The 13,678-nt window shown below is 46.7% G+C and carries 10 protein-coding genes; all 10 read right to left on the reverse strand.

Features of this window, described 5'->3' with window-relative positions; genetic code table 11:
- Positions 1-266: 266 nt before the first annotated feature.
- Positions 267-980 (reverse strand): glycosyltransferase, encoded by a 714-nt coding sequence (locus tag EC604_RS07740; RefSeq protein WP_240036712.1) that lies wholly within the window; start codon positions 978-980, stop codon positions 267-269.
- A gap of 226 nt (positions 981-1,206) precedes the next feature.
- The gene (locus tag EC604_RS07745; protein WP_123063798.1) at positions 1,207-2,292 is read right to left on the reverse strand and encodes a Gfo/Idh/MocA family protein; all 1,086 of its coding nucleotides are present in this window, start codon (positions 2,290-2,292) and stop codon (positions 1,207-1,209) included.
- 12 nt (positions 2,293-2,304) lie between these two features.
- The gene (locus EC604_RS07750; protein ID WP_240036713.1) at positions 2,305-3,228 is read right to left on the reverse strand and encodes an AraC family transcriptional regulator; all 924 of its coding nucleotides are present in this window, start codon (positions 3,226-3,228) and stop codon (positions 2,305-2,307) included.
- Between the two features lie 296 nt (positions 3,229-3,524).
- On the reverse strand, positions 3,525-4,529 hold the full coding sequence (locus EC604_RS07755) for a Gfo/Idh/MocA family protein (RefSeq protein ID WP_123063606.1): 1,005 nt from the start codon (positions 4,527-4,529) through the stop codon (positions 3,525-3,527).
- A 259-nt stretch (positions 4,530-4,788) separates the two neighbouring features.
- Positions 4,789-7,593, reverse strand: a complete 2,805-nt coding sequence (locus EC604_RS07760) for an alpha-mannosidase (RefSeq protein WP_123063607.1) — start codon at positions 7,591-7,593, stop codon at positions 4,789-4,791.
- A 12-nt stretch (positions 7,594-7,605) separates the two neighbouring features.
- A complete protein-coding gene (locus EC604_RS07765; protein WP_123063799.1) occupies positions 7,606-8,430 on the reverse strand; it encodes a carbohydrate ABC transporter permease in 825 nt (274 codons plus the stop codon).
- A gap of 27 nt (positions 8,431-8,457) precedes the next feature.
- The gene (locus tag EC604_RS07770; RefSeq protein ID WP_123063608.1) at positions 8,458-9,324 is read right to left on the reverse strand and encodes a carbohydrate ABC transporter permease; all 867 of its coding nucleotides are present in this window, start codon (positions 9,322-9,324) and stop codon (positions 8,458-8,460) included.
- Positions 9,325-9,388: 64 nt separating this feature from the next.
- Positions 9,389-10,768, reverse strand: coding sequence for an extracellular solute-binding protein (locus tag EC604_RS07775; protein ID WP_123063609.1), 1,380 nt, complete (start codon positions 10,766-10,768; stop codon positions 9,389-9,391).
- Positions 10,769-10,788: 20 nt separating this feature from the next.
- Positions 10,789-12,090 (reverse strand): glycoside hydrolase family 125 protein, encoded by a 1,302-nt coding sequence (locus EC604_RS07780; protein WP_123063610.1) that lies wholly within the window; start codon positions 12,088-12,090, stop codon positions 10,789-10,791.
- Positions 12,091-12,410: 320 nt separating this feature from the next.
- Positions 12,411-13,598 (reverse strand): GntR family transcriptional regulator, encoded by a 1,188-nt coding sequence (locus tag EC604_RS07785; RefSeq protein WP_345789262.1) that lies wholly within the window; start codon positions 13,596-13,598, stop codon positions 12,411-12,413.
- Positions 13,599-13,678 lie beyond the last annotated feature (80 nt).

Below are 13,678 nucleotides of genomic sequence, written 5' to 3' on the forward strand. Positions count from 1 at the left end.
CTGAGCACTCCGATCTGTATATGGTCTAGACCTTATACCATTAATATAATTCCGACTAAACTGATATGCAATACTTTTTTGATAAAATCCAACAATTATTTTAATCCTCGGCACAGGTCACTTCTTTCCTCATCGAATTAAACTCGACCTGTAAAGAAAAAAAGACGCTCTGCATCGGTCAGAACCTCTCTGGATCAAGTGCATGTTATATTTTTTTTTTGAATGACGACCCAACTCTCCGCTTTAAAATGCGGTGTCTCCCTTTTCTATAACTCTTGGTTTGCAAAAGGTTTGAATTTCCTGGTTACAGCCAGACGTTCGCTTCCTTCAAGGTAGAACTGATCCTCTGCTCTCCACGTATGACTTGCCTTGTTCTGCCTGCGCAGATACACATAGTTGTAAGGTGATGTTGCATACGTTTTGTACCCTCTCTTCCTGCATTGCCTTAGAAACGTAACATCTTCCCCAACCGAACGATCCGTGAATCGAACCCTCTTTAACACTTTTTTTCTGAATAACAGGGTGCCACCCTGGATGAATTCCACAGGTTTATTACTCTCGCCCGGTGACCTCATCAGCAATGTTCGGGAAGCTTCCAGATAAACCAGACAAGAGTGTTTACCCACAATATCACTGCCGGTTTGCCTGAGCGCACGTACCTGTTCTTCCAGATAATAAGGAGAGTAGTAGTCGTCATCATCCATTTTCGCAACGAGTGAAAAACGGGTTCTAGTGATGCCTGCATTTAGACACTGTCCTAGTGAGATGCGTTCGGGTACCTGGTGTACGTGGACATTCGCGTATTTTTGTACCTTTTTGCGAACCTCACGCATGTTCATGCTGTCGAGATTCAGAATGATTATCAATTCCTTGACCTTGTAACGCTGGCGAAAATAATTCTGCAGGATGTTATCCAAAAATTGTGGACGATTAGTGCAAACAACGATAGAAACTCCCAGAGGTGTACGATATCTAGACACAACATCCCCCTCTTTCAGCTTATTTCCTGTCATCCTATGTGTTTGATTCCTACCCGGTATGGACGGCTCCCTCTATTGTGTAAAAATAACAAAAAAACCTCTGCCCGGATAAACGGGCAAAGGTTTAAGAAATCTGATTATTTTAGCATTACTCATTATCATTACTTATTGGCTAAAAAGAAAACATTGCATCACAAAAACAGAACAATCTATTCAAGCTTCTCCGTTAATTATCGAAGTAAACTGCTTTGCCCGTATGTGCCGACTCGTAAATAGCTTCCAAAATCTGCGATACCACCAGCGCCTGTTTCGGTGTTACCACCGGCTCCAAATCTTTGTCGATCGCTTCGATCCATTTGCGCATCTCCACATCTGGTGCATTTTCGGACTGTCCTTCATAGAAGTCTACACCGCCAGAGCTGAGTTCAATTTCATTGGTATACAGACGGCTGAACTTCTCGCCATTGATACGCAGTCCGTTTTTCATGTCAGCGCCTGCCTCGGTACCACTCAGACTGCATTTAGCTTCGTCCACATCAAGCGAGTTCAGCGCCCAGCTGGATTCCAGCATGATCGTTGCCCCGTTTTGCATGACAATCATACCAAAGGCTGAATCCTCCACCGAGAACTTCTGTGGGTCCCACGGCCCCCAGGCATTCGCTGCATTTTCTCTTTGGGAGAGCTCATGATGCGTGGTGCCAAGTACCACTTTGGGCTGATAATTGTCCATCATCCATAAGGTTAGATCCAGTGCGTGTGTTCCAATGTCAATCAGCGGTCCGCCGCCTTGTTTCTCTTCATCCAGAAACACACCCCAAGTCGGTACGGCTCTTCTTCGAATCGCATGGGCTTTGGCAAAATAAATCGAGCCTAGCTCGCCCGCTTCGCACAGTTGCTTTAAATACATGCTATCCTGACGGAATCGGTTGTTGTAACCGATCGTCAATTTTTTACCTGTGCGTTCCGCTGCTTCCAACATAAGCTGAGCTTCAGCTGCAGTCTTGGCCATCGGTTTTTCACACATGACATGTTTGCCAGCCTCCAGCGCCGCAATTGAAATCTCCGCGTGGGAAATGTTAGGGGTAAGGACATGTACAATATCGAGTGACTCATCCTTCAGCAGTTCCTGATAATCCGTGTATATCTCAGCATCGCCAGAACCATATTGTTTCTTCGCCTCTGCGGCACGTTCCTCCTCAATGTCACAGAAAGCAACCAGTTCAACGTTTTCCAGCTTACTCAGACTTGGCAGATGTTTGCCATTTGCGATCCCGCCACAGCCAATAATTCCAATACGATACACTTTACTCATCATAAGTCACCCTCACTTTAGTATTGGTTGTTTCATTTTGCGAAAAGCTGATGGGGTCATCCCGAGGCGTTTTCGAAACACAGCATGTAAATAGTTGGCGTTGTTAAAGCCAGAGCCAACCGCAATCTGCTCAATGGACACGTTGCTTTCCTGTAAATTACGACACACCGCACGCAGGCGAATATCCTCCAGCACACGGCTGAACGGCATATCAGGCTGTACCTGATAAAAAATGCGCTGCAACTGGCGGCTGCTGATGTGAAGCTTCTCGGCGACATGCTCCAGCGTCACGACAGAAGCATGATTAGCTTCCAAGTACTGTACGGCATATTCATATCGATACACTGTCATATCCCTTACAGGGGCTTCAGCTCGAATTCCGCCAGTATCGTAAGCGCGAACCGTTTTTAATAAAATGCTAATTACCAGCTGCTTAATCGAGGTATAATATCCGACCATCTTGTGGTCACATGCTTCATATGCTTCGAGAAAACAGAGCATCGCACGGTGATAATCCTGAACCGGGGTATGCGGAAGTGTTTTTAGTTTTTCAATGGTCTCTTCCGATTCCGCCACTTCCCATGGATCGACATGCTCTCGTGGTTTATGCACGATATCCACATGAAGACACAGCTCATCCATGTCCTGCTCGGCATCGGCTTCCTGATAATGAACAACCCCAGGTCCGGTCAGATACAACAGCCCTTCCGATAGTGCATGGGACTGATCATCAATAACAACCTTGCCTTTGCCTCTAGGGATCAGATGAAACTCATACTCCGCATGGTTATGAAAATCAACAATCCGCCCCGCTGGAAACGTCGTTAGATGAAATCGCAGCACACGAATCTCGTAATGCCCCCATACCACGGTAATATCAAGCCGCTCCAGGAGATCCTGCCGATCAAGCATTTTCTCATACGGATACAGACTCAAGATGCCTTCCTCCTTAACGCTTTACAGGAAGAATTTATATAAGTTGAACTAACAAATTTTACACAGTCCACTCCGATGACAGAATAACCTTTCAATCGCTGTTATCCCCAGATTTTTTTGATTCCCTTTTATAAAGGGAAAAATCCGGTGATAAAGGCGAAGCGTATGCTTCCGATGCTAGCTTTCTTTCAGAAAGCTTTTTGCTTCGCTTTTTCAGGTTTTTTCTGTCCTCTCCGTTAACGTGTAAATAAACAGTTCAACTTATATAATCCAATCTATCCTGTCTAGCTTGATATCTAATTTTGCAACTCGGTCAGCGCAATTCGTCTACCTTCCTTCGCTGAGCGGTTAGCCGCTTCCATCAACCGGGTCAATTCCAGCGCCATGTTGATGTTTGCGCTGTCCTCGGTATCATTTTGAATGTGACCTACCCATTGATTGAATGCGCTTTCTACATTTTCTGCAACAGGAAGTTCGGTCCAATCCGTATACTGTCCTTCTGCTGCTTTCGTACGGATCAACAATGTGGACTCAGGTGTTCCATACAACAACGTACCCTCTGTACCATGGACTTCAATGGTAAACGGCGAGTGACTGTTCACAAATCCCGCTTCCACTACCCCGATAGCTCCTGACGATGTAGAGAGTGTTGCCACTGCATTATCCTCAACTTCTTTACCTGTAATATAACCAAAGTTTGCGCTCACATCGGTAATTTCCTGATTGAGAAACAATCGCGTTAAATACATCGGGTGACAGCCCAGATCAATCAGTGCTCCGCCCTGGCAGTCATGCAGATTATAGAAATGTTGCGGCAGCCAGTCTGTGATGGCTCCATCATGCGATAATCGTGCCCTCACGTATGTAACTTGACCGATTAATCCACGCTCAAGCACGTCTTGAATGGTGAGCGTATATCCAGCATATAAGCGCGGAAGAGAAACGGTCATTTTAACTCCGTTGGCCTGAACCTCTCTCAGAATAACATTAGACTCCGCTTGTGTAGCGGCAATGACTTTTTCGGTAAAAATATGTTTCCCCGCCTTGGCAGCAGCCGTAACCACCTCTTCATGGAGACGTGTAGGCGCATCCACAATTACCGCATCAATGTCGTCTTGTGCCAGCATATCCGCAAGCGATTCATAAAAGGGCACGTTCAAGCGGTCAGCGGCTTCCTGCCCACGCTTCGGGTCTTCGTCCCACACAGCGGCGATCACTGTATCCTCATGTTCCTGCGCTTGCTTGATGTAGTCCCATGCATGTACATGCCACAAACTGATTTTTCCAATTCGAATGGTCACGGATGTCTTCCCCCCATAGTATATAATATTCTGACAACGTACCTATAAGGTATCACATGATTTATTTATTTTTAATCGAAACTCACGACAATTATTATATAAAATTACGACATATAATACTGCTGAAATATCGAAGTTGTACTTACCCCTCATTCTCCCAAAACATGAAAAAGCCGCTCACAGGCGGCTTTTCCTCTAACGTTTAACACTTTAAACTCCAAACTCGAAACTTCAGCTGACTCTATTCATTAATTCTGTATCACACAAGCTCGTAACCTTGTGTAACAATTTTATATCCCGCTACCGTCCGATGATTATTTTCAAGCGCACCCTTCACCCGCTCTAGCACATCACTCTCATAAGTGAAAACACACTCGAAGCCAGTCTGTACATGCAACTCAGCCGGATCAGCACTCAAGTTGAACCAACGTGCAATCACATCTCCTGTTTCTTCTGCAATCTTTAATGTGGAAAACGCCAGCGTTGAATTCTCGGCTTGCCAGTCCAGCCACTGTTTGCTCAGTGGTAATTTCAGTTGGCCATCATTCATTCCATTTACAGGCTGCGCTTCTTTTTCATACGTATAAGCCAGTGCCCCGAGCTGCACCGTCGTCCACGGGATAGGATACGTGTATGCACTTGCACAAGCACCTGATTTCGCTGCATCGCCTGCAAATGGAATAATAGCATACTCCACCGACTGAGGTCCCAAACATTGAGCCTCCGGTGTCTCGAATACACCCCAATCTCCCAGTTCGGATGAAGCTCGGAGCAGCGTAACCGCAATTGTACTTCCTGCAGTTTCCTGCAAAATCTCATATTCATTGAGCCCTTTGTTCGCGATCATCAGCCCAGCGCTCCCATCCGTCACATGAACAAATGTTTGCTGATGCTGTGCATTACTCGGATTCACCCACTCCTTCGCCGGAATGTTTGGTCGTTTGGCGACTTCAAAGATGGAATCGGCATAATGATTGTCCGTGACCAGACCGGATGGGAAAAGCGCACGCAGACGATGATCCTTCGCCTGATTGTTAAATTCGGTCTTTACCTTGATCACGTCACTGCCTGCTTCCAGTGTATATGTTGTTGTGATCGTGAGAGGAACGGTATCCTGAACACGTTGAGCCTTACGCTCCGTGAAAGGAACCATGTAACGCTTCTCCCGTTCAAACAACTCATCTGCCCCGGCCGGAATGTTCCAACGCAGCACGCTTTCCATTACGGCACGATAAGGGGAATGCTCCACAAGACGTAGCTCCGCCTTGAGTTGTTTAGTGGATAACGCTTGCTCACCTTCAGGCTGACGGTACACATATTCGTTGCCGATATCCCCGGTATTTTCGTAGACGTTCAGTCCGTGATATTCTGTTCCCGAGCGTTTATCGAGCAGTGTGATCGTGCCATTCTGCCCCACACTCACTCGCAAATATTCATTTTCCATCATGTTCGCTTCAATCTCAACGTTAACTTCAACGCCAGCCGCCAATCTTTCTTCCTTTTCCCCGACTGGAACCAGACCATACGTCTGATAACCCAGTGCAGGAACATTCTTCGCCTGGAAAATCACCTTAACCTTACGTGCCATATATGGCTGACGGAAGCGATCTTTCGGAAGCTCGTAACCGAAATGAACACCCAGATCAAGGATTTCGGCTACGTATATATTGCCTTCTGCATCGATCACTTGATATGTCGGCAGCACGACTTCCTCCAATTTGCGCGCAAGAGCCTCGGGATTCGGACCTTCCGGGAAAAAGGATTTATCTACGATCAATTCTTTCTCTATGATACCGCTTCGCATCCACCCAGCCGTATTAAACACGGTGAACAACACCGCATCCTCGGCCCAAGCTTCGGCATTCTGTACCTCAATGGAATCCGCAATGGCTTGCGACGTCTGGGATACCAGCTTCTCGGCGAGTTGCCTGCTCTTGGCAAACCGGGTTACCATCTCCCGATGCACCTCATCTACACTACAGCCACAGATGCTGTCATGAGGATGATTCTGCATAAGCATCTTCCAGGCATGGGTAAGCAGATGATGCGGGTAATCTTTAACCCCGACTACATGGGCCATGGCCGCCAGGGGCTCTGCAACTTTTTCCAATAACGTCTGACCTTGCTGGTTTAACTGTTTCAGATACACGCGTGCAGAGGCCGTATTCACCAGTGTTCCCCATCCGTCCGTATGCTGACTGCGAAGTTCCCCTTCAATTGTTGCCAGATGATCGGGCACCTGCTGCGATACCGCCTCGACGTAGTCATCAAAGTTGGAGTGTACAAATTTCACTTCAGGGTACAGCTTCGAAGCGGTACGAAGTGCCTCAGGCAGATCCGTCTGAATAGGCTGATGATCGCATCCATTCATGAAAAGCAAATGGGGTGTTGATGCGAATTTCTCAGCATCCTGCAGATTTTTGTCCCAGTATACTCGTGCTTTCTCTGGGTCTACAGGTACTTCCATCCCGTTACAATACCAATTGGCAAACAGAATACCGAGCACTTCCGAACCGTCCGGGGAACGCCAGATCATCTCTGAGTAAGGAGATTCATAAGCTTCTGCATCTACAACAGCGTTGTTGAATCCGGTAGGTTTCACCCCGCGCCCAAAGATCGCATTCTGGATATCGGCCTGCTCTAAAATCTGCGGGGCTTGTCCCATATTGCCGAACGAATCCGGGAAATACCCGGTTTTGGAGATGATTCCAAAAGGTTTGGCGTCCCGATGCCCAATGAGCAGATTGCGCAGGTTAGCCTCACTACTCGTCAGAAACTCATCCTGGAGCACATACCATGGGCCAAATTGAATACGCCCCTCCCGAATGTAACGATCCAGCCGCTCTTGCTGGTCTGGCCGAACTTGTAAATAATCTTCCCGAATGATGGTCTGTCCGTCGAGATGAAAGTACCGATATTCCGGGTCCCGGTCGAGTGTATCCAGCAGCTTGTCCATCAGTTCAACCAGTAACACATGATGATGCTCGTATGGCATATACCATTCCCGATCCCAATGCGTGTGTGAGATCAGATGCGCTGTTTTTTGATTCGTCGTATTCGTCATATGTGTATCCTCCTATCCTTTTGTCGCTCCACCCATACTAAATCCTTTGGACATATAACGTTGGGAGAAAATATAGAGTACTACCGAAGGCATCGTGTATAACATCGAAAATGCGGCCAATCTGCCGTATTCCACCATGCCATGACTGCCGAAGAATTGGTAAATCGTGACCGATGCCGGGAGTTTCTCCGGGGTTTGAAGCAAAATGTAAGGTACAAAAAAGTTGCCCCAGCTGCCTGAAAAAGTAAAGATCGCGATGGTTGCGATGCCTGGCAGCATCAGCGGAGCAACAATGCTTCGCAAGCCTCTCCAGACCGATGCACCATCAATCCAAGCCGATTCTTCCAGATCGATCGGAACAGAATCCATGAAGTTTTTCATCATCCAGATGCCGTATGGAAGAGATGAAGCCGTCAGGAACAGCATCGTAGCAATGATGGAGTTCTGCATTTTGAAGAACAGAAACATCTGGAACACCGGCACCATCACAGCCGTAATCGGCAAAGCCGTCATAAACAGAATGGATAATAAAAAGCTTTTCTTAAACCGCATCTCGTAGCGTGACAACGGATAGGCCGCCAGCACAGACACTGCGACAACAAGTGCCGCCTGCCCTCCTGACAGAATCAGACCTACCCCGAACGAGCGCAGATTACTTTCATCCCCAAGTACATCCTTGAAATTTTGCAGTGTCCACGTTGCAGGCATCTTGATGCCTTGCTGTGCGTTCGGATCAAAGGATGCCAGAATAATCCAAAGCAACGGCAATAAAAAACATAGACCGAGGAAAACCAGAATACCGTACTGGATTTTGCGTTGAATACCGTGTTTGACCATCATAAGAACATGACACCTCCTTCATCGTTACACTTTTACTTTCATTGAACGGATGTAGAACAGGCTGGCGATAATGCCAATGAGCAGTAATACAAGAGAAATGGCTGTACCGTATCCGAACTGGTAATTCACAAAAGCCTGGTTATACATAAATATAGGCAAAGTCTGCGTAGAGGTGCCCGGGCCACCGCCCGTCATCGTATAAATCAGGGTAAATACACCCAGTGTCTGCAAAGTAACCAGCATCATATTGGTAACGATGGAGCCTTTCACCATCGGAATGGTAATATGGCGAATAATCTGGAATCCGGTGGAACCGTCAATAATGGCTGCCTCTTCTACTTCCTTCGGAATATCATCCAGTGCAGACTGATAAACCATCATGGAAAAAGCCGTTCCGTGCCAGATATTGGCGATAATGACACTCACCATGGGAAAACTGAACAGCCATGAGATCGGACTTACGCCGAACCAGCCCAGAATTTGGTTTAATGAACCATTGTCACTGAAAAAGGCTACCATACAAAATGCCACGACAATCTCGGGCGTGACCCAGCCAGCAATTACGATTATGCCGATGATCCGGCGGAAAGTTACATTTTTTTCTTTCATCAGTAAGGCAAGAATAAATCCGAGCACGACCTGACCGATCACTGCCGAGAAGATCAGAAATACCAGCGTACGCCATACACTGATCCGAAAGTCAGGGTCCTGAAACATGTTAATAAAGTTTTGGAATCCTACGAATTCCAGGCTTTTGGCTGCAGCACCAGTCAATGCCATATTGGTGAAGGCAAAGCAGATTGTGAGCACAATCGGCACAATAAAAAACACCAATAACAGCGTTACGGAAGGCATCAGAAACAGAAATGAGCCCGGGGCTTTTCTTTTCATACGTCACTCTCCATTCGAACCGGAAAAAGGGGAGTTTTTCGCCCCCCCTCCGAATCTATCGATGTTATTTTTCTTCGATATGCTCCGCTCCCACCGATCGGGAGACATTATCCTTGAACTGTTTGATGCCGTCTTCCGGTGTGAGTTTGCCGGAGGCAATGCTCTCCACAATGCTTTGCAATTGAGCGGATACTGCTGCATACTGATCATTGGCCGGACGGAAGTGAGCCACATTCAACAGCTCTTGTGCTTCCTTCGTGTAAGGGCGATTCGTGTATCCTTCCACTTCTGTTGAATCGTTGCGTGGACTGAGACTGCCCTCGGCAACGACACGCGCTGTTGCATTTTCTTTGTTCATCAGAAACTCAATAAACGTCCAGGCTGCTTCTTTATTCTTCGCCTGAGCAGGAACGGACCACGCCCAGCCTCCAGACATCGTTGTTGCACCTGGCTCCTGCCCATTCTGTGTCGGGAACGGAGCAAAACCGATTTTTTCTTCTACATTTGGAATCGGCGCAGCTCCATTTGCTGCCCACGTAGAACCTGCCCAGCTTCCATCGACTGCCATTGCCAGCTTGCCTTGAGGAAATTGCTGCTGGAACGCAATGCTTCCTGCTTGTCCGTTAAGTGCTACTTGCATAGATGGTCCTGTTTTGTCCTTGTTGAACACCTGATCAATAAACTTGAAGGAATCCAGCAATCCCGGACTGTTCACAACCCATTTCTTCGTTGCATCGTCGTAGAGCGTATCCGTTGTACCATATAACAGCATTTCCAGCGTCTGCATCGTTACGCCTTCACCGTTCGCTTTACCCACAATTAGATTCAGCGGCGTTACGCCAGGCAGCTTCTGCTTGATCGTCCGGGCAGCTTCAAGCACTTCATCCCAGCTTGCCGGTTTAAACGGAACAGTCAGTCCAGCCTGCTGGAACAGCTCTTTGTTATACCAAATGCCGCGTGTATCCGAAGTGGCTGGTATACCATATATTTTGCCGTCCTCGCCAGTTACACCGGCTTTCAGGTTATCGATAATTTTGCCGTTCCAATCCGCCCAGCCCTTCACCTGCTCGTCCAGAGACTCCAGATAACCTGCTGCCGCGTCCGATTTAATGATGGAGGTATCCTCGGCAATGACGTCAGGTGCAGTATCCGGCGATTTCATCTGTAGCACCATTTTGGAAGTGTAATCACCTTCACTAGCAAGCACAGGTGCTATGTTGATCTTGATATCGGGATGATCCTTCTCAAACTGCTCCACCAGTCCGGATTTGAAAAACTTCGTAAGGGTGTCCTCCGAACCAGAGGAACGGAACGATACGGTTACTTCTTTTTTTCCATCACTAGTCGTGCCTGTGGAAGAGCTACCACTTGAGCAGGCAGTGGTCAGAATAAGCAAAGAAGTCATAACAGCTGCCACTGGCAGTTTCATCGAAAATTTTCTCATGTCGGGGTCTCCTTTTTTTCCTATTTCTGTATGCGGAATCCGCAATAATCCATAACTAACTCGCTATATAACATGTTGGACCAGGAAAACCATGGACGGGTATACTCATGTGGATCATTTGCCGAGAAACCCTCATGTGTCAGACCTGTATCTGCATCCGTCCGCTGGATAAGCTGAAGCATGTTCATTTTTTCATTCAGATCCGCAGAAGTCAGTCCCTGCATCGATAAGGCGATATGCCATATATATCCTTCGGGTGTATGCGGACTACCAATTCCGGAAGCCGAAGAACCTTCATAAAAATAAGGGTTCTGTGCCGACAATATGAACTGGCGTGTGTTCTGGTAAATCTCGTCATCTTCCGTAACATATCCGAGATAGGGTAAAGATAAGAGACTTGGTACGTTGGCATCATCCATCAGATTGTGGTTGCCTTTCCCGTCCGTTTCATACGCATAGATTGTCCCGTATTCAGGATGCTCCACAATTCCATATTTCCGAATTCCTTCGTCAATCTGTTCCGCCAGCTTTCGAGCTGTCTCAGCCAGCACAGGTTCATCCAGTAACGCAAGTGCGATCTCCTCTACATATCGGAGAGCTACCACCGCGAACATGTTGGATGGAATCAGATATCCGTATTCACATCTGTCATCACTTGGTCGGAAACCCGACCAGGTCATGCCCGTATAGGCTGTCTCTGTGCCTTTTCCTTCTCTTCCGAGTGTATCCGTCTCGGGGGCGTCCAGACGCTGAAATGTGTATGGAGAACGGGTCTCATGATGTTGCTCCACTTGCCATAGAGAGATGATCTCGTTGACGGCGTTACGGAACGTCGCATTAAACTGATCGGTTCGGCCTGTATTTTTCCACAGAAGATAACTGAGCTGAATTGGATACGCCAGTGAATCAATCTCGTACTTCCGCTCCCAGATCCAAGCATTCATATCCGTGAGATCCGATTGATGTCCATTGCCACTCTCTGTTTCGTTAAAAGCGTTTGCATAAGGGTCTAACAGAATGTATCTCAGTTGCCTTTCAACCAGCCCGGCAATCATATCCGACAGTTCCTGATCTTCGGTAGCAAGAATCAGATACGGTCTAACCTGAGCCGCAGAATCCCTGAGCCACATTGCGGGAATATCCCCGGTGATAACAAATGTCGTTCCATCGTCCTTACGCTGAATCGTCGTTGTTAATGTATTGGTAAAGCAGTTTTCAAACATCTCCACAAGCTTGGGATGGTCTGGCAAACCCGCCTTCACTTTGCCGATCATCTGCTGAATGGAAGGAGAAATGTTCTGATCTTTTCTCGTTGTGTGCATGAGTCCTCCTTAAACATCAAAAGTTTAACCGCTTTCATCATCCTAAAACGAATTAAATGTTATGTCAATATATTTAATTATATAACATCATGCTATTTAAGCTAAAAAAATTAATTGGTATGTTAACTTTTGTCATTAAAGTCAATAAGAATATATACCAAAAATGCCGTGCTCAGCCCATCACAGATTCAAATTTCAGTCGGGATTCTTTCAGGCTTGTGTTTGTACAACAAAAAGAGACTCCGTCAACGAAGCCTCCGTTATATCCATCTATTCTTATTCTTAACCCTATTGCATCGAATTTCACAAATCTAATGCTCTTATTTCGGTTGGAAAACAGCATGCTCTCTTACCTGACTTGTCGATGTTCCCTTCACCATGGATGCAGGCAGAACAACTCGCTTAACCCCACTTTGTTCTTGAGCCTGCATATGTTGCAAAACCATTTCAAACGCCTTTTCCCCCATATCAAACTGGTTCTGCTTGAGGTGTGTAATTCGAGAATGCCTTTCGGTATGCGGACTGTCAAAACACAGGATGGACAACTCTTCGGGTACGCGCATACCCAACTGTTCTGCGGCCTCTAAAGCAAGTAGTGCAATGTCATATTCAGCTGCAAAAACCGCTGTAATCTGCGGGTATTTTTTAAAATGGGCAACGAGCTTCTCCACGTCACGATGCTTGGCTTCAGGATCGAATTCATTCGGCAAGGAAGAAAGGATGGACTCCACCCACATTTCTCGATTCACAAGAATACCCTGATCGTTGTGTGCCTCTATGAAACCCTCAATTCGTTCCTCAATGGTCGTTGTATTCACTGGAGGTTGCGTAAGAAAAGCAATATGCTGATGTCCCAGATCGAACAGATACTTTGTCCCTTCTCTTGCGGCTCTGACATTGTCCGTGCTAACCGAAGAAGCAGGAATCCCTTTAAGATACCGGTCAATCATTACAAATGGGAACTTGCCAACCACCAGTTTTAAAATTTCGTCACTAAAATATTCCCCCTGTGCAGGGAAAATAATCAAACCGTCTACCCCAAGCTCCAGCAACTCACGGATACACTGTTCTTCCTGCTCGGGAATACCGAAAGAGCGTCTAAGCACAAGAAAGCTGTCATGTTTTCGTGAAGCTTCCTCCATACCGTATAATAGCTCCGTTCCATACATATCGCTGAAATTGGTAATGACCAGACCGATGAGCAGTTTACGTTCCTGCTCTTGGCCTTTGATTGCTACAGACGCACCTTCACGTCCTAACTCATCCAAGGCGGTATCGGCCACAAATGAACCACGTCCCGGCTGTCGAACAATTAGCTGCTCATTTGCCAGCATTTCCAGTGCTTTCTTCGTTGTAATCCGGCTCACGCCGAATTCGTCACATAGTTCTTTTTCCGACGGAACGCGATCACCAATTTTATATTGTTGCTGCTGTATTCGTTCTCTCAACGACTCAAAGATCTGTTCATACATCGGCTTGGAAGCCGAGTCTTTCGCCAATACAAGCACCTCCATAAACACTTCACTTCATAAGTCTCATACCCTAATATATCATGTTATATCATTAAAGTGAAGGAAAATGAAAATTA

This window comes from Paenibacillus amylolyticus (genome assembly GCF_003719335.1).
In the GTDB taxonomy this organism is placed as follows: Bacteria; Bacillota; Bacilli; order Paenibacillales; family Paenibacillaceae; genus Paenibacillus; species Paenibacillus amylolyticus_D.